Annotated in this window: 22 protein-coding genes and 2 pseudogenes; 3 read left to right on the top strand and 21 right to left on the bottom strand. The window is 66.2% G+C overall.

The genetic code is table 11. From position 1 onward, the window contains the following. Entirely contained in the window at positions 1 to 558 is a 558-nt protein-coding gene (locus tag L0C59_RS05405; RefSeq protein WP_243090267.1) for a molybdenum cofactor guanylyltransferase, read from the top strand. On the opposite strand, the gene L0C59_RS05410 is transcribed toward L0C59_RS05405, so the two are convergent. Genes L0C59_RS05410 through L0C59_RS05435 form a run of 6 tightly spaced genes read right to left on the bottom strand, consistent with a single transcriptional unit; the run spans position 555 to position 7008 of the window. Beyond that, on the bottom strand, positions 555 to 3413 hold the full coding sequence (locus L0C59_RS05410; RefSeq protein ID WP_243090180.1) for a hypothetical protein: 2859 nt from the start codon (positions 3411 to 3413) through the stop codon (positions 555 to 557). The genes L0C59_RS05405 and L0C59_RS05410 overlap by 4 nt on opposite strands. 3 nt (positions 3414 to 3416) lie before the next feature. Beyond that, entirely contained in the window at positions 3417 to 3887 is a 471-nt protein-coding gene (locus L0C59_RS05415) for a hypothetical protein (RefSeq protein ID WP_243090181.1), read from the bottom strand. After that, complete coding sequence (locus L0C59_RS05420; protein ID WP_243090182.1) at positions 3887 to 4669, bottom strand: fimbrial biogenesis chaperone; 783 nt, start codon at positions 4667 to 4669, stop codon at positions 3887 to 3889. The genes L0C59_RS05415 and L0C59_RS05420 overlap by 1 nt, the downstream gene beginning before the upstream one ends. 58 nt (positions 4670 to 4727) lie before the next feature. Continuing rightward, positions 4728 to 5405, bottom strand: a complete 678-nt coding sequence (locus tag L0C59_RS05425; protein ID WP_243090183.1) for a hypothetical protein — start codon at positions 5403 to 5405, stop codon at positions 4728 to 4730. 12 nt (positions 5406 to 5417) lie between these two features. Beyond that, positions 5418 to 6155, bottom strand: a complete 738-nt coding sequence (locus tag L0C59_RS05430) for a hypothetical protein (protein WP_243090184.1) — start codon at positions 6153 to 6155, stop codon at positions 5418 to 5420. A gap of 52 nt (positions 6156 to 6207) precedes the next feature. Next, positions 6208 to 7008: an NUDIX hydrolase gene (locus L0C59_RS05435; protein WP_243090185.1), complete on the bottom strand. Its 801-nt coding sequence runs from the start codon at positions 7006 to 7008 to the stop codon at positions 6208 to 6210. 167 nt (positions 7009 to 7175) lie between these two features. Here L0C59_RS05435 and L0C59_RS05440 point away from each other — a divergent pair, with 167 nt between their 5' ends. After that, positions 7176 to 8861: a hypothetical protein gene (locus L0C59_RS05440; protein WP_243090186.1), complete on the top strand. Its 1686-nt coding sequence runs from the start codon at positions 7176 to 7178 to the stop codon at positions 8859 to 8861. On the opposite strand, the gene lon is transcribed toward L0C59_RS05440, so the two are convergent. Continuing rightward, a complete protein-coding gene (lon, locus tag L0C59_RS05445) occupies positions 8858 to 11245 on the bottom strand; it encodes an endopeptidase La (RefSeq protein WP_243090187.1) in 2388 nt (795 codons plus the stop codon). The genes L0C59_RS05440 and lon overlap by 4 nt on opposite strands. 80 nt (positions 11246 to 11325) lie before the next feature. After that, positions 11326 to 11742 carry a hypothetical protein gene (locus L0C59_RS05450; RefSeq protein WP_243090188.1) on the bottom strand — a complete coding sequence of 139 codons (417 nt, stop codon included), beginning with the start codon at positions 11740 to 11742 and terminating at the stop codon, positions 11326 to 11328. 52 nt (positions 11743 to 11794) lie between these two features. On the opposite strand from L0C59_RS05450, the gene L0C59_RS05455 reads away from it, so the two are divergent. Beyond that, complete coding sequence (locus L0C59_RS05455; RefSeq protein ID WP_243090189.1) at positions 11795 to 12838, top strand: quinone-dependent dihydroorotate dehydrogenase; 1044 nt, start codon at positions 11795 to 11797, stop codon at positions 12836 to 12838. Here the strand turns inward: L0C59_RS05455 and L0C59_RS11200 are convergent. The 13 genes and pseudogenes from L0C59_RS11200 to L0C59_RS05520 all read right to left on the bottom strand — a co-directional run bounded on the left by L0C59_RS11200 (position 12828) and on the right by L0C59_RS05520 (position 23793). Further along, positions 12828 to 13308: pseudogene (locus L0C59_RS11200) on the bottom strand (Uma2 family endonuclease). The gene L0C59_RS05455 and the pseudogene L0C59_RS11200 overlap by 11 nt on opposite strands. Positions 13309 to 13312: 4 nt before the next feature. Next, on the bottom strand, positions 13313 to 14593 hold the full coding sequence (locus L0C59_RS05465; RefSeq protein ID WP_243090190.1) for a dihydroorotase: 1281 nt from the start codon (positions 14591 to 14593) through the stop codon (positions 13313 to 13315). A gap of 28 nt (positions 14594 to 14621) precedes the next feature. Continuing rightward, the gene (locus L0C59_RS05470; RefSeq protein ID WP_243090191.1) at positions 14622 to 15527 is read right to left on the bottom strand and encodes an aspartate carbamoyltransferase catalytic subunit; all 906 of its coding nucleotides are present in this window, start codon (positions 15525 to 15527) and stop codon (positions 14622 to 14624) included. Beyond that, positions 15524 to 16069, bottom strand: coding sequence for a bifunctional pyr operon transcriptional regulator/uracil phosphoribosyltransferase PyrR (gene pyrR / locus L0C59_RS05475; RefSeq protein ID WP_243090192.1), 546 nt, complete (start codon positions 16067 to 16069; stop codon positions 15524 to 15526). The genes L0C59_RS05470 and pyrR overlap by 4 nt, the downstream gene beginning before the upstream one ends. Before the next feature lie 199 nt (positions 16070 to 16268). After that, positions 16269 to 16402, bottom strand: a pseudogene (locus L0C59_RS05480) (SPW repeat protein); the annotation flags it as partial. A 71-nt stretch (positions 16403 to 16473) separates the two neighbouring features. Further along, complete coding sequence (locus L0C59_RS05485) at positions 16474 to 17220, bottom strand: sulfite exporter TauE/SafE family protein (protein ID WP_243090269.1); 747 nt, start codon at positions 17218 to 17220, stop codon at positions 16474 to 16476. 5 nt (positions 17221 to 17225) lie between these two features. Continuing rightward, complete coding sequence (locus L0C59_RS05490; RefSeq protein ID WP_423247923.1) at positions 17226 to 18173, bottom strand: 2-hydroxyacid dehydrogenase; 948 nt, start codon at positions 18171 to 18173, stop codon at positions 17226 to 17228. Next, on the bottom strand, positions 18166 to 19476 hold the full coding sequence (locus tag L0C59_RS05495; protein WP_243090195.1) for a TldD/PmbA family protein: 1311 nt from the start codon (positions 19474 to 19476) through the stop codon (positions 18166 to 18168). The genes L0C59_RS05490 and L0C59_RS05495 overlap by 8 nt, the downstream gene beginning before the upstream one ends. Continuing rightward, entirely contained in the window at positions 19473 to 20867 is a 1395-nt protein-coding gene (locus tag L0C59_RS05500; protein WP_243090196.1) for a TldD/PmbA family protein, read from the bottom strand. The genes L0C59_RS05495 and L0C59_RS05500 overlap by 4 nt, the downstream gene beginning before the upstream one ends. Positions 20868 to 20933: 66 nt before the next feature. After that, a complete protein-coding gene (holA, locus tag L0C59_RS05505; RefSeq protein WP_243090197.1) occupies positions 20934 to 21833 on the bottom strand; it encodes a DNA polymerase III subunit delta in 900 nt (299 codons plus the stop codon). 19 nt (positions 21834 to 21852) lie between these two features. Further along, positions 21853 to 23010, bottom strand: a complete 1158-nt coding sequence (locus L0C59_RS05510; protein ID WP_243090198.1) for an acyl-CoA dehydrogenase family protein — start codon at positions 23008 to 23010, stop codon at positions 21853 to 21855. A gap of 142 nt (positions 23011 to 23152) precedes the next feature. Then, positions 23153 to 23362, bottom strand: coding sequence for a heavy-metal-associated domain-containing protein (locus tag L0C59_RS05515; protein WP_243090199.1), 210 nt, complete (start codon positions 23360 to 23362; stop codon positions 23153 to 23155). 5 nt (positions 23363 to 23367) lie between these two features. Beyond that, the gene (locus L0C59_RS05520; protein ID WP_243090200.1) at positions 23368 to 23793 is read right to left on the bottom strand and encodes a DUF1999 family protein; all 426 of its coding nucleotides are present in this window, start codon (positions 23791 to 23793) and stop codon (positions 23368 to 23370) included. Positions 23794 to 23798: the final 5 nt, after the last annotated feature.

Below are 23798 nucleotides of genomic sequence, written 5' to 3' on the forward strand. Positions count from 1 at the left end.
ATGTACTCGGGGGCGGTGATCGCTGGGGGGCTTTCCCGCAGGTTTGGGGAGGACAAGGCCCTTTACCCTTACCGGGGAAAGCCCCTCCTTAGATGGGTCTTGGATAGCCTCGAGGAGGCGGGGGAACGCTTCATCGTGGCCAACCGGCCCTACCCTGGCTTCGGCGTGCCCGTGTACCCTGATCTGCTCCCAGGGGCGGATAGCCTTTCGGGTCTCCACTCCGCCCTCTTCCACGCCCGCCATTCCTGGGTGGCGGTGGCGGCCACGGACCTGCCCTTCCTGACCCCAGGGTACTGGGCCTTTCTCTTTGAAAAGGCCTTGGCCTCCCCTTACCCGGTGGTGGTGGCCTATAACCCGGAAGGCCACCTCGAGCCCCTCATGGCCCTCTACCATAAGGACTGCCTTCCCCAGGTGGAACGGCAGATCCGGGAAGGGGATTTCCTCCTGAGGCGGGTGATGGAGGCCTTGGGCGCCACCTATATCCCCGCGGAGGAGGTGGTGGCCCGCTTCGGTGCCCAGGTCTTCCTCAACGCCAACCGCAAGGAAGAGCTTCCCTAGTCCCGCACCCGGATGCGGGCGGAGTGGACCCGGTTCCCGTCCAGGTAGAGCTCCAGCTCGTAGGCGCCTGGGGTTTTGGGGGCCAGGAGGGTGCCCCGGTAGGTGAACTCGTCCACCCGCTCCAGGGGCAGGACCATGGGGCCAAGCCGCACCTCTACCCGGCTTGCCCTGCGGTGGAGGCGGGCCTCGAGGTGCACCTCCTCCCCGGGGTCCAGGAGGGCTGGGGTGGCCTGCAGGGTGGCCAAGGGGCCGGGCCGCACGGTGAGGAGAGCGGAGGCCTCGCTCCGTTCCCCTCGGCCCTCGGCCACCACCTTGACTTCTAAGGTACCCTGTCCCTCCACGGGGAGGTAACCCCCAAAGATCCCCTCTCCCTTGGGCTCCAGGGGCAGGCTACGGCCTCCCAGCTCGGCCCAGACCCGCTCCGGGCTCCCTTGGACCTGGGCCTCGAGGGCGAGTTCAGCCCCTGGGGGCAGGACCGAGGGCAGGGGTTTCAAGACCACCGCCAGGGTCTCCTCGGTAAGGGTGCGCACAATCTCCCGCACCACGGGCCGGGCAAAAAGGAGGACCTGGGGCAGGGGGCCGGGAGAGAGGGTGAGGGACACGGGTTCGCCGGGCTCCTGGAGCCTGTCCAGGCTGGTTGGCTCCAGGCTCAGGCTGTAGTTTCCCGGAAGGAGCCCTCCCACCACAAAGACCCCGCGCCCATCGGTGAGGGCGGTGCGGGCCTCCAGGCCTTGGATGCGGACGCGGACATAGGGCAGGGGAGGCTCCCCCTCATCCCTTATCCCGTTACGGTTTTCGTCCAAGAAAACCTGGCCCATCAGGCCCACCACGGTTTCCACCGGGAGGTCCAGGGGCAGGGACACGCCCCGCTCCACCCGGGCTTCCAGCCGGCGGCGCAGGGCCAGGTTGGCCTCGAGGCCCCCCACCTCTAGGCGGTAGGTTCCCGGGTAGAGCTCCAGGCGGTAGCGGCCTTCGGCATCCGCCACCACCTCCAAGGCCCCCACCCGCACCTTGGCTCCGGGAAGGGGGGGGTCGTCCGGACCTTTTACCCCATCCCGGTTCCGGTCGTGGAAGACCACCCCTTCCACATACCCCGTGGCCCGGCCGCCGAAGGCCTGGACCACCTCCTCAGGGGTATCGAAACCCCCTTTGACCTCCAAGGTTCCCAAGGCGGCGAGCTGGAGGACCCCGGAGGCGTACCGACCCTCGAGGCCCAGGCCCCAGACCCCTTCCCGGTAGGCGAGGCCAAAACGGGCCTCCAGCCGGTTCTGTCCCCAGTCGTAGCCCAAGGCCGCGCTCCCTTCCAGGGGAGGGAAGGACCCTTGGGCGGCCAACTGAAGGCGCCGGGTGTCGGTGGCCGTGTAGCCCACCTGCAGGCCAAAGTCTCGCTCCCGGTAGCCGGCGTAAAGGGCCAGGTAAGGACCCTGAGGGTTGCGGCCGAGGCTTCCGCCAACCTCCAGTCCACCTTCCCGGAACCGGGCGGCCAGGCCCAGGACCAGCCCCCCCTGGGCCCCCACCGAGCCGCTTAGGGAGAGGGGTCCTCCCAGGGGGCGGTAGGCCAGGGTGTAAAGGAGGCCGTAGGTATTGGCCAGCCGGAAGGTGAGGCTTTGGGTGAAGGCTTCGTCAACGCGGTGGCTCAGGCTGGCGCTTCCCTGGAGGCTACCGGTCTCGTAGGCCACCTCGCCCTTAAACCCCAGGGGATCCTGGCTACGGGTGGCCCCTCCTAGGCGGAACCTGAGGCCTTCCAGGTACTCGAGCCTTCCCGTGAGGCTGAGCTCGCGGTTTTCCAGTTTCCCCTCGAGGCCCACCCCTGCCTGCACCGCCTCGGGGTCGGCCCGCCGGCGCACCACCCCGTAGGGAACCAGGGTGAGCCCGCCTTCCTGGAAGGCATAGCCCACGCTAAAGCGCTGGCCCAGCCCGCTCAGATGGGTGGCCAGGCGCCAGGGTCCCTCCTGGTATAGACCCCCAAGGCTAAGCCCTCCTCCTGCCCAAGCGGCGTAGCCCTGTAGGGGGCCCCAGGAGGCTTCCAGGCGGTAGACCCCTGGATAGGCCCGTAGGCCCAAGGCGAAATCCTCCCCGTAGAAGACGGCCTCGCCGGCAAGGCCCTCCGCCCTCAGGTTCAGGCCGGTGGACAGGCGCACATAGTCGGAGAGGGCACCTCCTAGGGAGAGGCCCAGAGCGTATCCCCAGCCTCCTGACCCGTACCTGGCGGTTAGGCCGAACCGGTAAAGGAGGGCCTGCCGGGAGAGGGACTCGGCCCCGGCAAAGGGCCGGATGACGGTTTCCACCACCCCGTAGGCCCGCACCTTGGGGTCCAGGCCGGAGTAGGCGAAGACCGTGGCCGTGTCGCGATTGCGTCCGGTGAGGCGCAGTTCCAAGGCAACCTCCTTAGCTTCCCCGGGGTCCAGCTCCAGGACCTCTTGGGAAAGCCGGTAGGGAAGGAGGCTTCGCACCTCGAGGCGCACCTTATCCCTGGCGTTTCCTGCATTGCGCACGCTGAGGGCATACCGAAGGCTTTCCCCTTCCACCCCTTCCATCCCTGGGGGAACCTTCAGCTCCACGCTGGCCCGCACGGGGATGCGCACCCGCACCGTGCGGGTTTCCCGGGCATCCCTAAGGACCAGGAGGTGTTCCCCGGCCAAGGCCTCGGGCCCCACCAAGAAGTTCAGGACCCCTTCCCCCTCGACCTCCTGGGAAAGGGGGACGAGCCCCTTGGGCACCTCCACCGCCGCCACGGTTCCTTCCCCCCGTATGGGCACGCTGAGGAAGCCTCCCGGCTGGGCCTCCAAGGTCTCGGGGGCCTCGAGGGCCAGCCCTAAGGCCAGGAAAAAGGGGAGAAGGACCAGGCCCCGCATGGCCTAAAGCCGGCTTAGGGTGAAGAGGAGGCTTCCCCGGTAGACCCCGGGTACCTCCTGCCCCGTGAGCACCAGTCGGAACTCCAGAACGTAGCTTTGGTACCCGGCCGTGGGCCCGCTTCCCGTGAGCAGGATGATCTTGGGACCCAAGGGGATCCAAGGACCCCCGTTCAGGCGGTACTCCACCTGGCTAGAGGGGATCTGGACTCCGCCTTCAGCGAGAAGAGGGGTTGCCTCCACCTCCACGGCAAAACCCCCCTCGAGGTTGGTGAAGAGCCTAAGGGTTAAGGGTCCTGGGGGGGCGGTGGGGGCGTAGGCGTAGGGGAAGCTGGGCGGGGGAAAAGGGCTTTGCGTGAGGTCAAAGACCACTTCCTCGGCGCTCAGGGAGAGGCTGGTGCCCTCCGGCAGGTTGACCCCGATGGGCACCTGGGCCAGGGCCAAGGCCAGAAGGGGGAACAGGGCCAGGAATCGCATCACCTCACCTCGATCCGTCCTTCCCCGGCGATGAGGTTGGGGCTTCCGTAGTCCAGGACCGCCAACACCAGGTAGCGCCCCGCCGGGAGGGGTTTGTCCAAGGGAGCGGGGAGCTCGTGGGTGGCCCCAGGAAGGCTGGCGGTTTCCGGAACCTCCCCCTGGGCTAAGGGCCGACCCTGGGGGTCCCGCACCTCCACCCGGCCCTTTAGGCGAAGGAGGCCGGTGCCCGTGTTCTGGAAGACCAGGCGCACCTGGGCGGGGGCCTCGCGGCTTGGCGGCAGGTAGCGGAAGCCCTGGATGCGCCCCGAACGGCTCACCTGCCCCACCTCCACGTAAACCACGTGTCCCACCCGGGTCTTGACCCGGATGCCCAGCCCCTCCCCACCCTGGCGGCTTCCCGCCGGGGCCGACTCGAAGAAGATGATGCCCCAGTAGGTGCCTGCCTGGATTCCCTGGGGCACCTGCACCGTGTAGCGCACCTCCTGGCTGGCCTGGGGCTGGAGGAGGAAGGCCAAGGGACTTACGGAAAGCCAGCGGCTCAAGGAGCGGGGGTGGGCTCCTGGGTCCAGGTAAAGGGGTCTGCCATCCGCCTGGAGGAGAACATCCTGCAACACCACCTCCACCTGCAGGGTGCCGCTCCGCCCCGGATGGTCCACCAGGATGCTCCCCGTGAGGCTGGTTCCTGGGGTGGCGGGGTAGAGGGCCCTAGGGGGGCTTACCCCTACTCCGGTTTGGGCTTGGGCCGCACCCAAGAGGATCAGAAGGGGAAGGAGTTTTCTCATGTCACCATTCTAGGGAAAAAGGGGCTACCCCCAGGAAGCCTGGGGGCAGCCCTGGGGCCTAGAGGGCCGCAAGCTGGAAGAGGAAGTTGAACTGGTAGGTGCCCGCCTCCTCGGAGCCATCAAACCAGAAGGCCTCGATGATCTCGTCGTCCAGCCAGCCGGGAAGGCGCTGGCCCAAGACCTTGAGGAGTTCCAGGGGGGTGCCGTCGTCCACCCCGTTGAACTGGACGAACTTGGTGTGGTTAATGTCAGGAGCGTTATCCACCACCCCGCCCTGGCCGTAGTCGGGCCCGCCCTGGGTCCGGGTCACCTTGAGGTCCAGCTCGCACCCATCCCCGTTGTTGCAGAACTTCTGGAGCACCTTCTGGTTAAGGCAGATGATGGTGCCCTTCTCGCCCTCGTCGATCTGGCCATTGCCGTTCAGGTCCTTGATGGCGGGGTAGGTGTCGATGGGCTGGAAGTTGCCGGCCAAGGCATCGTTGATGGCGTCTTCCAGGCTGCCTTGGTAGCCCTTGGGCACCAGGTAGCACCCTTCGCCGTTTTGCCCGGGAACGGGGTTATTGAGGTCCACGACCCATTCGTCCTCCGTGAGGTGCAGGGCCACCCGCTGGGGGATGGTGAGGTTGATGCGCTCGGTGACGGTGGCCTCCTGGTCGCCCACGTTCCACTCCTCGCCACCGTTGGCCAAGGCCAGGGCCAAGAGCCCGCTAAGCGCTAAAAGGACAAGCTTCCGCATGGCCTACCTCCTTTAGAGACCCGCCAGGGTGAAGGTCACGTCGATGGTGTAGGTGCCGTCCAGCTCCGAGCCGTCAAACCAGAAGCCCTCCACGATCAGGTCGTCCAGCCAGCCGCCCGTGGGGCCAGTGCCCTGGGCCACCATCACGGGTCCATAGGGCAGGCTGTTGGTGGCAAAGCCGCCCATGGGCACCTGGTTGATGAGATCCGCCAGGCCGAAGTAGCCAAAGCCGCTGGCGGGAGTCCCGGTCACGGAAACGCTCAGCTGCCAACCATCGGGGTCGTTGGAGAACTTCTGCAGGATTTTGTGGTTCACGCAGATGAGGGTCCCCTTTTCCTCGTCGGAAAGCTTCCCGTCCCCGTCATAGTCCTTGGCCGCCGGGTAGGCGCCGATGGGGCGGAAGATGCCACCCTGTAGGGCGTAGTTGATGAGGTCGTTCGGGGTCCTCACCGCCTTGGGGACCAGGTAGCATCCCTCCTCAGGGGGTTGGGGATTATTGGGATCGAAGACATAAGGGGAGGGAGCCTCAGGGGGGTTATTGAGATCCAGGTTCCACTCGTCCTCGGTGAGGTGCAGGGCGTAGCGCGGGGGGATGATGACCTTCACCTTCTCCTTCACCGCCGCCTGGTCGTGGTTATCGTCCCAAAGCTCTTCCACGTTCCCGTCCAGGTCGCCTTCCGAGGGGAAGTTCACTTGGGCGTAGCCCACCGCCAGGGCCAGGGCCAGTGCCGCGATCATCCACTTCTTCATGGTTACCTCCTTTACTGCCGAAAGAACCTAAAAGCCTTGTGCCGAAAGCCTCCTAGAGAAGCGTGAGGGTGTAGACCAACCAACCCTCGTACTCCCCTGGCGTTTCGGAACCGTCCAGCCGGAGCTTGATCCCCAGGGTGACCGACTGCCAGCCCCCGGGATGGTCGGTGACCTCCTCCAGGAGTACCCCCCCATCGGGCCCCGAGGGAGCCGGGCAGATGTGGGAGGGCGGGCGGTCCCAGTCCGGGTGGTAGGCCAGGCACTTCCAGTGAGGGGTGGGGGGAAGGCCGCCCCTCCCGGTGAGGATGGAGTGCATGGCGAAATGGCTGGCGTCCAGGACCCTACCATCCGGGCTGATGGGTTCGGTCTCAAAGGCCACGGAAAGGGCCCAGTGCCGCCTTTGGGTGAAGACGTGAAGCCGCATGGAGGGGTGGGTGAAGTACTGGGGAAAGCGCTTGGATCCGGGGATCACCCGACCGTCCCCGTCCAGGAGGAGGGGAGGGTATGGGCGTCCATCCTCGTCCAAAAAGCGTCCATCCCCGCCGTAAAGGTCTACGCAATGGGCAGGCACAGGGCCTAGGGTGGCGCACCGAAGGTCAAAGACCACCACCGGATCCCGCAGGCAGAGGGTGGGGTCGCTGGGGTCCCGGGGACAATATGGGGGTTGGCTGGGGTTTCCCCCACCTCCCCTGCTGGCCCACAGGGGACCCGCCACCTTGCCCCCCACCGCCGGGGGTTCCAACACCAGGGCCGCGCGTTCCGGAATCCTGACTTCCAGCCGCACGGAGGCTTGGGGACCTGCTGCCCCCAGGATTAAGGGCAGGATCAGCCACGACCAAAGCCCAAGCCTCACCGTCCCACCTCCTTTCGCCCCAGAGGGTAGATAAGGGGGCATTAAGGGAACGTTAAGGGAGGATGTGCTTTTCTGACGTGGGTATGGTTTTGAGGCGTTAAGCTGGAGGCAGAGGGTAGGGAGGCTCTTAACGGTTTCTTAACGATGGGGTTAACGGGGTGGGAGGGATGAAGGTGCGGTTGCCCCTATACGGTCCTGCCCGGGCGGAAGGGCCCTTGGGTCCCCTTTCCCTACGCCGGAAGGCCTTGGGAATCCTCTACTACCTGGCCCTCGAGGGCCCCACCCGAAGGGAAAAGCTGGCGGACCTCCTTTGGGGCCATGGGGCTGCCCTGCAGAACCTGCGGGTGGAGCTCACCCACCTCCGCCAGCTTTTCGGAAAGGAGGCCTTTCGAGGCTCGGTCCTGGAGCTGCCCCCAGGGGTAGCCCTGGACCGCACGCCCGCGGGGGAGGAGGTGCTGGAGGGCCTCGAGGACCTTTCCCCTGCCTTTACCGACTGGGTGCAGATGCAGCGGGCCCGCCTTGGGGTGCCCCAGGAAGGCCTGCCCCTTCCCGAGAGGCTTACGGAGATACGCCCCCCTGCCTTGGTGGGCCTCATCGGTCCCCCGGGTTCAGGGCAGGCTGCCTTGGCGCGGAAGCTGGCGGAAACCCTGGGCCTCCCCTTCCGAGAGGGGCTTGGCCAAGGCCCAGGGGTCTTTTACCTGGCCGACCCCCTGCCGTCCCTAGACGAGGCCCTCAGGCTCCGCCCTCAGCCGGGGCAGGTCTTGGTGGTGGCCAGGAGCCGTTTCGGGGAGGACCCGGCCTTTCTCCTGGCCCTGAGGGCCCGCTTTCCCGCGGAGATCACCCGGGTTCTCCCCGTGCCCCGTCTGGGGTTTGCCGAGGCCCGAAACCTTTTCCTGCGCCATCTCCCCTTTAGGGAGGCAGCCCGCTATTACCTGGAAAGCGGGGGCCGGCCCGGGGTACTCCGAGAGCTTCTGGCCATGGGGGATTCCCAGGCCTTGCCCCAAAGGGTGCGGGCCATGGTGGCCCTCGAGGCCCGCCATCTTCCCCAACCTGCAAGGCAGGCCCTGGAGGTGCTGGCCCTTCACCCAGGAACTTTCCCAAGCGCCCTGGCCGAGGCTTTGGGGTTTGGGGGGTATTTGGGGGAGCTGGAGCGCAGGGGTTGGCTTCACTTCCTTGAAGGCCGTTACGGGTTCACCGAGCCCCAGTTCCGCCGGTACCTTTGCGCTTCCATCTCCCAGGGGGAAAGGGTCCGCCTTCACCTCCAGCTGGCCCAAGCCTTTCGGGAGCTTGGGGATTTGGTGGCTGAGGCCTTTCACCTAAGCCGTGCTGGGGAGCCCGTGGAGCCGAGGGCCTTGCTACGGGGCTTGAGGGAGTGGCGACGGGTGAGCGCGGATCCCCAGTTCCCCTGGTCGGAATTCCCCCCGCCCAACGTGCTCCTGGGCTTGGGTCCCTCGGTGCCTTTGGAGGCTCCGGAGGTGTTCTCCCTGGTCTCCCTGGGCGGGGAGCCCGTGGAGGTGCCCCTGGTGCTACCTGAGCCTATGGTGGTCAGGTTGGAGGGACAGGTGTACCAGGAACTGCCTCTGGGCCTCGGCCCCGATGCCATGTCCTTTCCCTTGCGCCTTCTAGGGGAGGAACGGAGCCTTTACTTCCTCCCCACCCCCTCGGGGAGTAGCCTCTTTTGGGGGACGGTCCTTCCGGAAAACCCCTTGGACTACCTTCTTCTTATGCTCCCCGGTGTGTACCGCTTAGGGCTTGGGGTGCGGGGGCTGGCGGAGTTGAAGCTCAGGGCCTACCGGCCCGCACCGGGGACCTTGCGGGTGCTGGCCCCCTTGGGCCAGACCGTGGAGGTTTAGGCTCCGGCGCCCGGTTGGGGCCGGTCGGCGGGGGGCACGGGGGGTGGGGCGGGGGGCAGGAGGAGGAGCCTGAGCACCTCCCCCACCTCTTCCACGAAGGTGATCTCCAGATCCTTGAGGATCTCCTCGGGGACCTCTTTGAGCTCGGGCTGGTTCTCCTTGGGCAGGATTACCCGGTAGATGCCCGCCTGGTGGGCGGCCAGCAGTTTTTCCTTGACCCCGCCGATGGCCAGCACCTTGCCCCTAAGGGTGATCTCCCCGGTCATGGCGATGTCCAGGCGCACGGGGCGGCCCGTGAGGGCGCTGGCCAAGGCGGTGGCCATGGTGATGCCCGCGGAGGGGCCGTCTTTGGGGGTGGCTCCTTCGGGGACGTGGATGTGCAGGTCGTATTCCTTGTGGAAGCCCTCGGGCAAGCCCCACTCCTCCCGGTGGGCCCGCAGGTAGGTGAGGGCGGCGTGGGCGGATTCCTTCATCACCTCCCCCAGGTTGCCGGTGAGGTTCACCTTGCCCGTGCCCGGCACGGCCACGGCCTCGATGGTGAGGAGGGCACCGCCATAGGGGGTCCAGGCCAGGCCCTGGGCCACCCCCACCTGGGGGGCCTTCTCGGCCCGGTCCGGGCGGTACCTGGGTACCCCCAGGTAGGCCTCGAGGTCCTGGGCATCCACCACCCGCACCCCTTCCCAGGGGCTTTCCAGGTAGTCCTTGGCCGCCTTGCGGGCCACCTTGGAGAGCTCCCGGTCCAGGTTCCTTACCCCGGCCTCCCGGGTGTATTCCTGCACGATGCGGTCGATGGCCCGGTCGGTGATCTCCAGCTTGCCCTCGAGGCCCGCCTCCTTCACCTGGAAGGGCCAGCGGAAGTGGCGGGCGATGGCCCGCTTTTCCGGCAGGGTGTAGCCGGGGATCTCAATGACCTCCATGCGGTCCAGAAGGGGTTTGGGAATGGTGCTTAGGGTGTTGGCGGTGGTGATGAAGAACACCTTGGAGAGGTCGTAGGGAACGTCCAGGTAATGGTCGGTGAAGGTGTGGTTCTGCTCGGGGTCCAGGACCTCCAGAAGGGCCGAGGCTGGGTCCCCCCGCCAGTCGGAGGAAAGCTTGTCTATTTCGTCCAGGAGAAAGACGGGGTTCACCACCCCCACCTGCTTCATGCCCTGGATGATCTTTCCGGGAAGCGCTCCGATATAGGTGCGCCGGTGGCCCCGGATCTCCGCCTCGTCCCGCACCCCGCCCAGGGAGATGCGGTGGAACTTGCGGTTCATGCTCCGGGCGATGCTCTTGCCCAAGGACGTCTTGCCCACCCCTGGGGGTCCCACGAAGCAGAGGATGGGGGCGTGGCCCCTGACCTCCTTTTCCTTGGTCAGCTGCCGCACCGCCAGGTACTCCAGGATGCGCTCCTTCACGTCCTTGAGGCCGTAGTGGTCCTCGTCCAGGACCCGCTTGGTGACGGCGATGTCCAAGACCTCGGGGTCGGCCTCGGTCCAAGGGACATCCAAGAGCCAGTCCAGGTAGGTGCGGCTTACCGTGGCCTCGGGGGAGCCGGGTTGCATGCGCTCCAGGCGCTTGAGCTCCTTGAGGGCCTTTTCCTTGACGCCCTCGGGCATGCCCTTTTTCTCGATGCGCTCCCGGAGCTCCTCTATCTCGCTCAGGAAGTCCTCCCCGCCCCCCAGCTCCTTCTGGATGGCCTTCATCTGCTCCCGGAGGTAGTACTCCCTTTGGTTCTGGTCCATCTGCTCCTTGACCCGGGCGGCGATCTTCTTGTCCAGCTCAAAGCGCTCCAGATCGCGAAGAAGGAGGGCCAGGACCTTTTTAAGCCTCTCCTCCACCTCCGGGGTCTCCAGGATTTCCTGCTTTTCCTCGAGGCCCCAGGTGGCGTGGTGGGTGACCAGGTCCGCCAGGATGGCGGGGTCCAGGGTGCTCTTGACCGCTTCCTGTTGGTACCGGTCCAGGCGCAGGGTCTTGTGGTTTTGCAGGTAGCGTTCAAAGGCCTCCTGCACCTCGTTCACCAGGACCCGGGCCAGGCTTGGGTCCTGCAGGGGAGGCTCGGGGAGCACCTCCCCCACGGCCCTCAGGTAGGGAGCGGCCACATGGGAAACCAGGCGGGCCCGGTTCCTGGCCTCCACCATCACCTGCAGGGTGCCATCCGGCAGGCGCATGGCCTGCTTGACCACCGCCAAGGTGCCCACCCCGAAGAGGTCCTCCGGGGTGGGGTCGTCCACCTCGGGGTCCTTCTGGGTGACCAGGAAGATGTAGCGGTCGGCGTTCAGGGCTTCCTCCACCGCCCTTTTGCTCTTGGGGCGGCCCACATCCACCCCGGTGGTGGTGTGGGGGAGGATCACGGTGTTCCTCAGGGGAAGCACGGGGAGTTCCAGGCGCAAGACGTCCTTCATCTAGCCCCTATCATAGCCCCGAGGGTGGGGAAGAAAAAACCCGGGGGCACAAAGCCCCCAGGGGGGAAAGGTCCTTTAGCCTAGAGGCCCACGGTTACGAGGGCCTTGGGGTTCTTGAGGGTGAAGTTTACCGGGCCGGAGGGCAGGCCCTGGACCTCGAGGCCCAGCCAGAACCCGCCTTGGGCGATGCCTTGGGTGAGGTTTTCCCCTTGGAGGGTAAGGGGTGCGCTTGGGCTCCATTGAAACCGGGCTTCCCCGGCTCTTTCGTCGTCGGGTCCTATGCCGCACGCATAGGCTTGGATGCCGTAGGAGGATAAGTCCGTGCATCCAGGGTCGGTGGCGGGGTCCTTAATGGGGTACAGGATCTTCCCTTGGGTGTTGGGCAAAGCTGCGACGCTGAAGCTCCGCTCCGGAAGGTCCACGGTAACCGCAAAGGAGCAGGCGGTGAGAAAAAGGCCCAGCAACGCCCCATAGCCCAGGCGAAAGGGTCCTCGCATGGGCTAGGTATACCTTGGAGGGGCGGGCGGGGTCAAGGTACCATGGGCCCGTATGCACCGCCTGCTCTTCGCCCTGGACCCGGAGGAGGCCCATGAGCTTACCCTTGGGTGGCTTTCCTGGTGGTCCGAGAGGGGGCCTCTCCTGGAGGTCCCCGCCAGGCTCCTGCGGCTAGAAGACCCCAGGCTTCAGGTGGAGGCCTTTGGCCTGCGCTTTCCCAATCCCTTGGGCCTGGCGGCAGGGATGGATAAGGATGCCCGGGCCCTAGGGGCCTGGTGGGCCCTGGGCTTCGGCTTTGCCGAGGTGGGGACCCTAACCCCTAGGCCCCAGGAGGGAAACCCCAGGCCCAGGCTTTTCCGCTTGGTGGAGGATAGGGCCCTCATCAACCGCATGGGCTTCAACAACCGGGGGGCGGAGGAGGCGGCCAAGAGGCTTAAGCGGTTCCGGGAACGGGGGCTTTCCTTCCCCGTGGGGGTGAACCTGGGCAAGAACCGGGATACCCCCTTGGAAAGGGCGGCGGAGGACTACCTAAAGGCCTTAGAGGTCCTGGAGCCTTATGGGGATTACTTCGTCCTCAACGTGAGCTCTCCCAACACCCCAGGGCTACGCACCCTGCAGGAGGGTCCCTTTTTGGATGAGCTTCTTTCCCGGCTCCGCCCCGGCACGAAAAAGCCCCTTCTCCTCAAGGTGGCCCCGGACCTCACCCTTGAAGCCCTGGATCAGGTGGTGGCCCTGTGCCTCAAGCACGGCCTCGAGGGCCTGGTGGCGGTGAACACCACCTGGGAGCGGCCGAACCTCAGAAGCCCCCTGGCCGGGGAAGCGGGAGGGCTTTCCGGGAGGCCCTTGAAGGGACGGGCCTTGGAGATGCTAAGGCACCTTTCGGGGGTGGGGGGCCTGACCCTGGTGAGCGTGGGAGGCGTGGAGGGTCCTGAGGATGTTTGGGAACGCTTGAAGCTGGGGGCCAGATTGGTCCAGGTCTACACGGGTTTCGTCTATGGGGGCCCCCTTTTCCCCCGCCGGGTGCTGAAAGGCCTCCTGAGGCTTATGGAGGCGGAAGGGATAACGAGCCTAGGAGAGATGGTGCCCCCTAAACGGTGAGGGTGCAACCGCAAAGGAGCTGGAGTTCCCCAGGGGACACATGGCGCCAGGCGCCCTCCTTTCCCAGGTGAAGGACTAAGGGGGTATGGGGGTCGACGATCACCACGTCCTTCACCCCCTGGGACAGGTAGAACCGGGGGGCGATGTCCAGGTCCTTGGCCTCGTATCCCTGGTTCACCACCTCCACCACCGCCTCGGGCAGGAGGGTGATGGCCTCGTCCAGTTCCTCGGGCTCTTGGCAAAAGAGGGCGATATCGGGCCGCTTGTAGGAGCCTTAGGGAAAGCGGACGTACGCGTGGGCCACGTGGGTGCAGGGGCATGGGAAACCCTCTTTGGGGCGGATGCTTTGGCGAATGCGCTCCACGGCCTTCTGGTACCGGTAGGTGGGCTGGGCTTCCCCTTTGGGAAGCCCAGCCCACCCATTCCGGACGCAGGCCCAGTTGATCGGCCTCCAGGAGCCGCTTCAGCACGCTCCTATCCCAAGGCCTGGTGTACCACCCGCCCCTCCACCAGGGTGAGAACTGGCCACCCCCCTAAAACCCACCCCGCCCAGGGCGAAAACCGGGCCTTGGAGGCAAAGCCACGGGGGTCCACGGGGCGTTCCTTGGGGTCCAGGAGGACCAGGCTGGCCTCAGCGCCTTCCTCCAAGTGGAGGGGCCTTAGGCCCAGGATGTTCCTTGGGCCATCGGTGAAGAGCTCCACCAGGCGCTTTAGGGGGATTCCCCGCTTCCGGTGAAGCTCGGTGTATAGGAGGGGGAAGGCCACCTCGAGGCTGGGTATCCCAAAAGGTGCCCGCAAAAGGTCCATCTCCTTCTCCGCCTGGGTGTGGGGGGCGTGGTCGGTGGCGATGGCGTCCAGGGTACCATCCAGAAGGCCTTCTATAAGGGCTTCCAGGTCCTCTTGGGTGCGGAGGGGTGGGGCCACCTTGTAAAGGGGATCCAAGGACCTAAGGGCTTCCTCCGTGAGGGTGAGGTGGTGGGGGGTGGCCTCGGCGGTCACGGGAAGCCCAGCCCCCTTGGCCTCCCGCACCAGCTCCAGGCCCCGTTTGGTGGAAAGGTGCTGGATGTGGAGGTGGGGTTTCCCATGGCTCCGGCGCACCGCATAGCGCAGGACCTCGAGGTCCCGGGCGATGCGGGCGGCCTCCGCCTCCGGGGGATTGCCGGGAAGGCCCAAAAGGTCGGCCAGGGGACCATCGTTCATCACCCCACCCCGGCGCAAGGAGGCATCCTCGGCGTGCACCGCCACGGGCAGGCCGAAGGCGGAAGCCTGCAGAAGCCCTGCCGCCAGGATCCCCGCGTCCTCGTTGGTGCGGCCGTCGTCGGTGAGAAGGGAGGCTCCAGCCTCCTTTAGGAGGCCGGCTTCCGTGAGGGCCTTTCCCTCCTGGCCCTGGGTCAGGGCGGCGGCGGGGTGGAGCCGGGCAAGCCCCAGGGCCTGGGCCTTTTTCCTGAGGGCCTGCACGGCTTCTTTGGTGTCCACGGGCGGGTTGGTGTTGGGCATGGAGACCACATCCGTGTACCCTCCCCGCACGGCAGCCAAAAGCCCGCTGGCCAGATCCTCCTTCACCTCCTGGCCGGGTTCCCTGAGGTGGGCGTGGAGGTCCAGGAAGCCAGGGGCCAAGAGGAGGCCCTTTCCCTCCAGAACCCTTTCCGCTTTCCCCCCGCTTAGGCTAAGGATCCTCCCCTCTCCTATGAGCACGTCCGCAGGACCCCGTTCCCCTAGGGCGTCCACCAGCATGACATTCTTGATGAGCAGCATGCGTTCCTCTCCCTTCAAAGGGGGTGTCTTACCCCTCCCTCCCCACCAGGAGGTGGTACAGCACCGCCATGCGCACCGCAAGGCCGTTTCGCACCTGGCGGTTTACCAGGCTTCTTTCCGAGTCCGCCAGGGTGCCTTCCAGCTCGATGTCCCGGTTCATGGGACCAGGGTGGAGGAGGAAAGCGTGGGGTTTGGCCTTTCTCAGGCGCTTTTCCGTCACCTGGTAGTGGGCGATGTAGTCCTGGAGGTGGATGAGGCCTGCCTCCATGCGCTCCTTCTGGAGCCTCAGCACCATGACCGCATCCGCCTCCTCGAGGGCCTCCTCCAGGTGGGGGGTGAGCCTGGCTCCGGGAAGGCTTTGGGGCAGGAGGGTGGGGGGGCCTGCCGCCCAGACCTCGGCCCCGAGCAGAGGGAGAAGTTCCACGTTGGAGCGGGCCACCCGGGAGTGAAGGATATCCCCCACGATGGCGATCTTCTTGCCCTCCAGGGTGTTCAGGGCCTCCAGGAGGGTGTAGGCATCCAGGAGGGCCTGGGTGGGATGGGCCCGGCGCCCGTCCCCGCCGTTGATGACGGCACCCTTTACCCAGCGGGTGGCCTGGTGGGGGACCCCGGCGCTGTCGGCGCGGAGGATGTAGGCATCTATGCCCATGGCCTCGAGGGTAAGCAGGGTGTCCTTGTAGCTTTCCCCCTTTTGCAGGCTACTCGTCTGTGCGGTAAAGGAGACCACATCCGCGGACATGCGCCTGGCCGCCAGCTCAAAGGAGATGCGGGTACGGGTGGAGGGCTCAAAGAACACCGTGGCCACGGTGAAGCCCTGGAGGGCGGGTACCTTCTTCACCGGCCTTTCCAGCACCTCGGCCATCACCTTTGCGGTATCCAGGATGTTTTCCACCTGGCCGCGGGTCCAGCCTTGGAAATCCAGGAGGTGCCTCATGCCCCCTCCTTTTCCCAAAGCTCCACCCGGTCCTCCCCGTCCACTTCCTCCAGCTTCACCTTTACCACCTCGTTTTTGGCGGTGGGCACGTTCTTGCCCACGAAATCCGCCCGGATGGGCAGCTCCCTGTGCCCTCGGTCCACCAAAACCGCCAGGTAGATGCGCCTGGGACGGCCCAGGTCCATGAGGGCATCCAGGGCAGCCCTGGCGGTCCGGCCCGTGTAGAGCACATCGTCCACCAGGACCAGAGCCTTACCCGTGATGTCAAAGGGAATCCGGGTCTGACGCACCTGGGGCCGGATCCCGATCTCGGAAAGGTCATCCCGGTAGAGGGTAATATCCAGCATCCCTACCGGCACCTCCTTCCCCTCAAACTCCCGGATGTAGCGGGCAATGCGTTCGGCTAAGGGAATGCCCCGGGTGTGGATGCCCACGAGGGCCAGGCCCTCCACGCCCTTGTTGGCCTCCACGATCTCGTGGGCGATGCGGTGTAGAGCCCGCCGCATCTCCTCGGCGTTTAAAAGCTCGGCCTTAAAGCGCACAAAGCACCTCCAAAAAGAAGCGGAGGCCGAAGCCTCCGCCTGGCTTTTCCCAATAACCCCTGTGATCTCGTTTCATCCCTCCTCCTTTCCGGCCTCGCTGGACCGGTTTAAAGGCCCACCTCACCTTACCGCCTCTTCGGATAAGGCGCAAGAGGCCAATCCGCCTAGGCCAAGGCCGAGGCGGGGGCCACGAACATCTTTAGGCTGCTCGGGGTTTTTCCCGGGTGACGCTGAGGGCCAAAATCCCCACTAGGACGCCCACGATCAGGGCGTTCCACATGGCGTTTCCCAGGCCGCTAAAGCCCAAAGCCACGGAGAAAGGATGAGCCACATCCTGCCAGCGTTGCCTTCGCCCACTTCCTTTTACGGAAGTCCACCTCGGCCTCGAGGAATAGTGCAAAAGCTCACCGTTTCCGGCCGGAGGGACTGAGGTAGCGCCAGGAAGTCCATAGGAGCACCATGGCGAAGACCAGGCGCAGGGTGGTCTCGGGCAGAAAGTGGGCGGCCTCGCCTCCCAAAAAGGTACCCAAGAGCACCCCAGGTACCAGGCCAGGGGCCAGGAGGGTATCCACGTTGCCCAGGCGGTGGTGGGTGTAAGCCCCCACCAGGCTGGCGGGCACCATGGCGAGGAGGCTCGTGCCCTGGGCGGTGTGCTGGTCCATGCCCAAGGCCAGGACCATGGCCGGGACCATGATGGTCCCTCCTCCCACCCCCATCATGCCCGAGAGGAAGCCGGTGAGGCTTCCCGCCAGGAGGAGGGTGAGATCCTCCCAAACCTCGCCCCGGACCAGGCCTACGGGGGCTAGGTAGGGCTTCAGGAGAAGGAGAAGGGAGACGAAGAGGAGGAAAAGGCCGAAGGCCCGCTTGAGGTCCTTTTCCGCCAGGCCGTGGGCGTAGCGGGCCCCTAGGCGGGCGGTGAGGATGGCGGTGGTTGCCAGGAACAAGGCGGCCTTGAGGCTCAAGGACCCCTGGAGCCCGTAGGTGAGGGCGCCCATGAGCCCGGTGAAAAATACGGCCACCAGGCTGGTGCCATGGGCCTTGTGCTGGGAAAGCTTGAGGATCCCCACCATCAGGGGGATCATCACCGTGCCTCCCCCAAGACCCACAAGCCCTCCAAAGCCCCCACCGAGAAGGCCGATGACGAAGCCCATGGGGCTCATACTACTGGGTTTGGGGGCTCCCTGCCCTCCAAAACGGCGAGCAGATTCTCCACCGCCATCTCCGCCATGCGTTCCCGGGTTCGCCTTCCTGCCGAGCCGATATGGGGGGTGATCACGGCGTTGGGCAAGGCGTATAGGGGATGGCCTCTGGGCAAGGGCTCGGGATCGGTGACGTCCAAGCCCGCCCCAAAAAGATGCCCCCTTAGGGCTTCCACCAGGGCTTCCGTGTCCACCAGGCCTCCCCGGGCGGTGTTGATCAGGATGCTTCCTGGCTTCATGGCAAAAAGCCTTTCCCGGTTTATGAGGCGGTGGGTCTCGAGGGTCAAGGGGGTGTGGAGGCTCACGATGTCGGATGTGGCCAAAAGGGCCTCCAGGGAAAGGTAGGGGTAGGGGAGGGGCTTTGGCGTGCGGCCTGTGTAGACCACCCGCATCCCGAAGGCCTCGGCCCTTTTGGCCACCGCCTGGCCGATGCGGCCCATGCCCACGATGCCCAGGGTGGCGCCCTCGAGGTCCATCCCCAGAAGGAGTTCGGGATGCCAGGCCTGCCAAAGGCCCTTTCGGGCGTAGTCCACCCCCTCCGCCACCCGCCTGGCCACCGCCAAGAGAAGGGCCAGGGTGAGGTCAGCGGTAGCCTCGGTTAACACCCCAGGAGTCTGGGTCACGCGGATGCCCCGGGCTTTGGCCGCCTCGAGGTCCACGTGGTCCACCCCCACGCTGTAGCAGGCGATGACCTTAAGCCCGGGGGCACGGTCCATGACCTCGGCGTCAACGCGGTCCTTCACCGTGGGGATAAGGCCTATGGCTCCCTCCACCTTCTTGAGAAGGTCTTCCCGAGAGAGGAATAGCCCCTCGTGAGCCTCTACCCGGTAACCCCTTTCCCGCAGGTGCTCCAGGGCGCTTCCCGGAAGGCTCCGGGTGACCAGGATTTTCCCCACGCTAAACACCCGCAAAGGAAAGCTCCGCCACTGCCACCATAGGGCTTCCGAAGGCGGCCCCCATCACTTCCCAGTCCAGCTCGCCCCCCACGGCCTCAATGGCCTGGAGGAGATCCAAAAGGTTCCCAGCCACGGCGAAGTTCTCCACCGCATACCGCACCTCCCCCTCCTCCACCCAAAGCCCCAGGGCTTGCAGGGAGAAGTCCAGGCTCACGGGGTTGGCCCCGGCATGGAGGCCCATGAACTCGGTCACCAGCACGCCCTTTTCCAGGCTTAGGTTGCCCACGGGCTCCAGGTAGAGGTTCGTGGGGGCCACGTCCATAACCCCCCGGTAGGTGCGGAAGGCGTGGCCGGTGTTCTCCTGGCCCAGGGCTTTGGCGGTTTCGCTGTTGTGGAGAAAGGTCTTGAAGACCCCCTTCTCCACCACCACCGTGCGCCGGGCCGGGGTGCCCTCGGCGTCGAAGGGGCGGGAGAGGAGCCCCTTTTCCAGGGTGGGGTCGTCCACCAGGGTGACCCACTCCGAGGCGATCCGTTCCCCAAGCCGGTTTAGGAGGCGGCTTTTGCCCTCCAAGGCGCTTTTCCCGGAAAGGGAGCGGGAAAGCACCAAGAGGAGGCCCGCCATGGCCTTGGGCTCCAGGTAGGCCCGGTAGCGGCCCGTGGGGAGGGGTCTGGCGTTTAGGAGCCGGGCGGTTTTCTCGCGGATCTCCAAGGCGGTGCGGCCGGGGTCCAGGAGGTGGAATTCCTTGGCCAGCTTGAAGTCCCAGCCTTGCTTAAGGCTGGGGCCGTCCGCCATCACCAGGCTGCCCCCCATCCCGGCAAGCCCGGTGCGGTAGGCCCCTTCGGCGCCCCGGGTGCTGGCCAGGGCCACCCGGACCTCCTTTTCCATGTAGCCCCCCATAAGGACGCTTTTGCTCCTGGGGTCTTCCCACAAGGCCCGTTCCAGCTCCAGGGCGCTCTGCTTCTTGGTATCCAGGGGGGCGGATAGCCCTTCCCCCAAAAGGTCGTGGCTTCCCAGGGCCTGGCCCGTGGATATGTGGCCTTCCTTGCCCGCAAGGAGGGCGTTATCCCGGGCCTCCGAGAGGGCCCACTCCAGGGCTTCCAGGGAGAGCTCCTCCGTGTAGGCGTAGCCCATGCGGCCTTGGACCACCACCCGGAGGCCAACCCCCCCCTGGCGGGCTTCCTTGATCTCCTCCAAGGTGCCTTGCCGGGCCCTGAGGGAAAGCTCCCGCTCCTCCTGGAAGAGAACCTCCGCCTCGAGGCCCAGTTCCTTCGCCCGTCTCAACAGGTAGCGTTTGGCTTCCTCCAGCGTCATGCCCTACCTCCCACCACGATCTCCGAGACCAGCACGTGGGGCTGGCCCACCTCCACGGGCACCATTCCCGACAGGCTCCCGCACATCCCAGGGGCGTTTTCCCAGTCCTTGGCCACGGCCACCACCCTCCTGATGGTCTCGGGCCCCTTGCCCACCAGCATGGCCCCGCGCACGGGCTCCTCTATGCGGCCATGGCGGATGATGTACCCCTCCTGCACGGCGAAGTTGTACTCCCCGGAGCCCGGCTTCACCTGCCCACCCCCCAACTCCTTGGCGTAGAGGCCGAATTCCACGCTGGCGATGAGGTCCTCCACCTCTTTATCCCCGGGGGCGATGAAGGTGTTGCGCATCCTCGAGGTGGGGGCGAAGGTGTAATCCTGTCTGCGCCCCGAGCCGGTCATGGGGTAGCCGGTGAGGAGGTGGCCTAGGCGGTCCACCATGTAGGCCTTGAGCACCCCCTTTTCGATGAGCACCGTGCGCTCCGTGGGACGGCCCTCGTCGTCCACCTCCGTGGAGCCCCAGGCGTGGGGCAGGGTGCCGTCGTCCACGTAGGTCACCACGGGGCTTGCCACCTCCTCCCCCAGCTTGTCGGCCAGGACGCTGGCCTTCTTGGCCACGCTGGTGGTTTCCAAGAGATGGCCCAGGGCCTCGTGGAAGATAACCCCGCCGAAGGCGTTTCCCACCACCACGGGCATGGTTCCCGCGGGGGCGGGCTTGGCCCTCAGGTTGGTGAGGGCCTGGCGGGCAGCCCTGGCCCCCACCTCCTGGGGTGGGTAGAGGTCAAAGAGCTCCAGGCCCACGCTTTTGCCGGGGGCCGCGTAACCGGTTTGCACCTCCGTGCCCTCTTGGGCCACCGCCAGCACGAAGAGCCGGGTACGGACCCTTTTTTCCTCGGCCCACGTGCCCTCCGTGTTGGCGATCAGGACCTCTTGCTCCCACTCCTGGAGGCTGGCCTCCACCTGCTTGATTTCCGGGGAGATGCGAGCGCCCGCCTCGGCTTCCAAGAGCCTTTCCAGGCGGTAGCGCTTGTCCTTTTCCCCGTAGGGCGTGCTGGGGGCGTGAAGGCCCCTGGGGAGAGCCTTGCGGAAGTCCAGGCCCCCAGCGCCCCTCTCGTCCACCTGGCCCAGGCCTCCCTTGGCCCGGAGAAGGGTTTCCAGGGCCTCCAGGAGGCCTTCAGGGGTGAGCTGGTTGGTGTAGGCGTAGACCACCTCGGTGCCGAAGAAAAGCCTTAGGCCTGCCCCGTAGTCCAGGCCGGAAATGGCTTCCTCCATTCGGCCCGCGCGCACCGTCATGCGCCGTCTTCTGGAGCGCTCCGCGTAGATCTCGGCGAAGTCGGCCCCGCCCTTTAGCGCCTGCCGCAGGAGGCTTTCCACCAGATCTGGGCTTAGCATGGAAGGAGGCTAACCCAGGGCTGACCTGTGGGTCAACTCCCTAGGCAGGGATTCCCCGGGGTGGTGTCATTGAGGCCCTGCCGGCGTGAGGCGGAGGAGGGTGTGGACCGCCCTTTCCAGGGCCAGCCAGGGATCCTTGCCTTCCTTGGCCCGGCGTTCCGCCTGGATCAGGGCGTCCAGGCTGCCCTCGAGGGTCTCCCTAGCCAGGCCTCGTGCCAGCTCCAGCGCCCTTTTGGCCGCATAGGGATGGGCCTCGAGGCGGGCGAGGTCCGCCTCCGTGGGCCTGGGGTTTTCCCGAAGGAGCATCCAGGCCCTGGCCAGAAGGGAAAACTGCCAGGCGAAGGCTCCGAGGAGCCTCAAGGGTTCCTCCCCCTCCTCCCTTAGCCGCCTGAGGTGGCGGAAGGCGGCCCTGGCATCCCGATCCAAGACGGCCCGCACCAGGTCAAAACCGCTTATGGGGGGTTTTAGGGCCACCACCCGCTCCACCTTCTCCAGGGTGAGGGGAGGTGGCAGGAGGGCAAGCTTTTCCAGCTCCCTCTCCAGGGCCTCGAGGTCCCCCTCCAGGGAGGCCAGGTACTGGGCGATGCCCGCGGGCAACCTAAACCCCAGGCGCTTGGCCCGGTTTTCCAGGTGGCGTACGAGGTCCTTACCCCTCGGGGTGGGGAAGTCCCGCCTTTCGCGGGTGCGGTAGAAGGCGGCCCGGGCGGTGGTGGGCTTGGGGTCAAGGAGGAGCACGGCCACCTCCTCGGGGACGTTTTCCAGGAGGGGTTTTAGCGCCTTCCATTCCCCGTCGCTCACCTCCCGCAGGTCCAGCATGGCCCCCGCCCCCCCGAAAAGCCCAGGGCTTAGGGCCTCTGAGAGGGCCTCGGGGGTGGGCTCGGTGAAGCGGCTAAAGCCCCTGAGGGAGGCCTCCTGGAGGAGCGCCTCCTTGGCCAGGAAGTGGTCTCCCGTGAAGGCGACGACCATGCCCGCCGTTTCCCGCCTCCTACAGGGCGTTCAGCCCCGTGGCCTCCCGCCCCAGGACCAGGGTGTGGATGTCGTGGGTGCCCTCGTAGGTGTAGACGGTTTCCAGGTTAAGCATGTGGCGGATGGCGTGGTACTCCAGGGTGATGCCGCTTCCCCCCAGGATGTCCCGGGCCAGGCGGGCCGCCTTCAAGGCCTTCCACACGTTCTGCCTCTTAGCCAGGGAGACCTGGGCGGGCTTAAGCTTCCCCTCGTCCTTGAGCCGGGCCAGGCGCCAGGCGAGAAGGAGCCCCTCCGTGTGGTCGGCAAGCATCTCCGCCAGCTTGGCCTGCAAAAGCTGCTTTTGGGCAAGGGGCGTTCCGAAGGTGCTCCGGCTTTTGGCAAACTCCACCGCCTCCGTGTACACGGCCTCCAAGGCCCCCAAGGCCCCCCAGGCGATGCCGAAGCGGGCCTGGGTGAGGCAGGAAAGGGGGGCTTTTAGGCCTATCGCCTGGGGCAGGCGTAGGGCCTCGGGCACCCTCACCTCCTCCAGCACCAGCTCGCTGGTCACCGAGGCCCTTAGGCTCATCTTGCGCTTCACCTCCCGGGCCTGGAAGCCTTTGGTGTCGGTGGGGACGATGAAGCCTAGGACCCGCCCCTCCTCGTCCTTGGCCCAGATGATGGCGATGTGGGCCAGGTTGCCGTTGGTGATCCACATCTTGGTGCCGTTCAGGACCCAGGTGTCCCCCTCGAGGCGGGCCTTGGTCTTCATGTTGCCGTAGGGGTCCGAACCTCCGTCGGGCTCGGTGAGGCCGAAAGCCCCCACCATCTCCCCCCGGGCCAGCCTGGGGAGGAACTCCCGCTTCTGCTCCTCGCTGCCGAAGGCGTAGATGGGGTACATGACCAAGGAGCTTTGCACGCTCACGAAGCTCCTAAGCCCCGAGTCCACCCGTTCCAGCTCGTAGGCGATGAGGCCGTAGGCGGCGCTGGAGACCCCTGCCCCCCCGTACTCCGGGGGCAGGGTGGGGCCTAGGAAGCCCAGCTCCGCGAACCGGGGTATGAGGTGGGTGGGGAAGACCCCTTCCTCCCACCACTGGCCGATGTAGGGCAGGGCCTCCCTTTCCAGGAAGCGACGGGCTGCCTTTTGGATCTCCTTCTCCTCCGGGGTAAGGAGGTCTTCTATGGCGTAGAAGTCCAGCATGGGGCACCTCGAGGGGAAGTTTACCGGAAAGGGTTGGCCCCATTCCCCTTCTCGCCCCACCCTGCCCCCAAAGGGTTCTAAACCCATGTGGGCAAGGGATTTGCCGGGGTCCCCACCGCGGTGGAGGCCAAGGGGGGTGGGATTAGAGCATCCCCGCCAAAAAGCCCTCTTCCCGGATGGTGCGGAGGAGGTCCATCACCGTGAGGACCTGGGGATCGTACTCCACCAGGACCTGGGCGGGGCCGGTGGCCTGGACCTGGGAGGTGCCCTCGAGGGCCCGTAGGGCCTTGAGAATCCGCTCCATCCCCTCGGGGGTAGGCTCCCCCCGGATGCCGATGAGAACCCGGTTCATGCTCCTCATTCTAGGACGCCCCGGGTTTCGCCCCGTTGCCCGCGGCTTCCCAGGACCCTCACCGCCAGGACCAGGGGTTCTACGGAGAATCCCTGGGCCTGTAGGGCCGCCTGGAGGTCTTGCCGTTTGGGGTCCAGGTGCAGGGCCACCTCGTAGACCCCAGCGTCGTAGGCGCTTTTCACCACGGCGGCCAGGAGGCCTTCCAGGACGGCCTGGCTCCTGCCCTCCACCCGGCTGACGAGGACCGTGATGGCCTCCCCCTGCCACACCGCCTGCGCCAGGGCAAAGCCCATGGGCTCCTCCCCCTCTTCCGCCAGGAAGGAGTGGCCGGTGCGGGCAAAAAAGCGCACGGCGCCCAGGCTCAGGGGCCGGCTTCCGGCTACGCGATTGAGGAGGTCCAGATCCAGCTCGGTGAAAGGACGGAAGCGCATGGGCC

Origin of the sequence: Thermus neutrinimicus, assembly GCF_022760955.1 — a bacterium.
In the GTDB taxonomy this organism is placed as follows: Bacteria; Deinococcota; Deinococci; order Deinococcales; family Thermaceae; genus Thermus; species Thermus neutrinimicus.

What these genes read in the sequence shown, in the direction of transcription:
- L0C59_RS05405 (WP_243090267.1), top strand. Translation starts at nt 1, where the DNA reads ATGTACTCGGGGGCGGTGATCGCTGGGGGGCTTTCCCGCAGGTTTGGG.
- L0C59_RS05410 (WP_243090180.1), bottom strand. Translation starts at nt 3,413, where the DNA reads ATGCGGGGCCTGGTCCTTCTCCCCTTTTTCCTGGCCTTAGGGCTGGCC.
- L0C59_RS05415 (WP_243090181.1), bottom strand. Translation starts at nt 3,887, where the DNA reads ATGCGATTCCTGGCCCTGTTCCCCCTTCTGGCCTTGGCCCTGGCCCAG.
- L0C59_RS05420 (WP_243090182.1), bottom strand. Translation starts at nt 4,669, where the DNA reads ATGAGAAAACTCCTTCCCCTTCTGATCCTCTTGGGTGCGGCCCAAGCC.
- L0C59_RS05425 (WP_243090183.1), bottom strand. Translation starts at nt 5,405, where the DNA reads ATGCGGAAGCTTGTCCTTTTAGCGCTTAGCGGGCTCTTGGCCCTGGCC.
- L0C59_RS05430 (WP_243090184.1), bottom strand. Translation starts at nt 6,155, where the DNA reads ATGAAGAAGTGGATGATCGCGGCACTGGCCCTGGCCCTGGCGGTGGGC.
- L0C59_RS05440 (WP_243090186.1), top strand. Translation starts at nt 7,176, where the DNA reads ATGAAGGTGCGGTTGCCCCTATACGGTCCTGCCCGGGCGGAAGGGCCC.
- lon (WP_243090187.1), bottom strand. Translation starts at nt 11,245, where the DNA reads ATGAAGGACGTCTTGCGCCTGGAACTCCCCGTGCTTCCCCTGAGGAAC.
- L0C59_RS05450 (WP_243090188.1), bottom strand. Translation starts at nt 11,742, where the DNA reads ATGCGAGGACCCTTTCGCCTGGGCTATGGGGCGTTGCTGGGCCTTTTT.
- L0C59_RS05455 (WP_243090189.1), top strand. Translation starts at nt 11,795, where the DNA reads ATGCACCGCCTGCTCTTCGCCCTGGACCCGGAGGAGGCCCATGAGCTT.
- L0C59_RS05465 (WP_243090190.1), bottom strand. Translation starts at nt 14,593, where the DNA reads ATGCTGCTCATCAAGAATGTCATGCTGGTGGACGCCCTAGGGGAACGG.
- L0C59_RS05470 (WP_243090191.1), bottom strand. Translation starts at nt 15,527, where the DNA reads ATGAGGCACCTCCTGGATTTCCAAGGCTGGACCCGCGGCCAGGTGGAA.
- L0C59_RS05485 (WP_243090269.1), bottom strand. Translation starts at nt 17,220, where the DNA reads ATGGGCTTCGTCATCGGCCTTCTCGGTGGGGGCTTTGGAGGGCTTGTG.
- L0C59_RS05495 (WP_243090195.1), bottom strand. Translation starts at nt 19,476, where the DNA reads ATGACGCTGGAGGAAGCCAAACGCTACCTGTTGAGACGGGCGAAGGAA.
- L0C59_RS05500 (WP_243090196.1), bottom strand. Translation starts at nt 20,867, where the DNA reads ATGCTAAGCCCAGATCTGGTGGAAAGCCTCCTGCGGCAGGCGCTAAAG.
- holA (WP_243090197.1), bottom strand. Translation starts at nt 21,833, where the DNA reads ATGGTCGTCGCCTTCACGGGAGACCACTTCCTGGCCAAGGAGGCGCTC.
- L0C59_RS05510 (WP_243090198.1), bottom strand. Translation starts at nt 23,010, where the DNA reads ATGCTGGACTTCTACGCCATAGAAGACCTCCTTACCCCGGAGGAGAAG.
- L0C59_RS05515 (WP_243090199.1), bottom strand. Translation starts at nt 23,362, where the DNA reads ATGAACCGGGTTCTCATCGGCATCCGGGGGGAGCCTACCCCCGAGGGG.
- L0C59_RS05520 (WP_243090200.1), bottom strand. Translation starts at nt 23,793, where the DNA reads ATGCGCTTCCGTCCTTTCACCGAGCTGGATCTGGACCTCCTCAATCGC.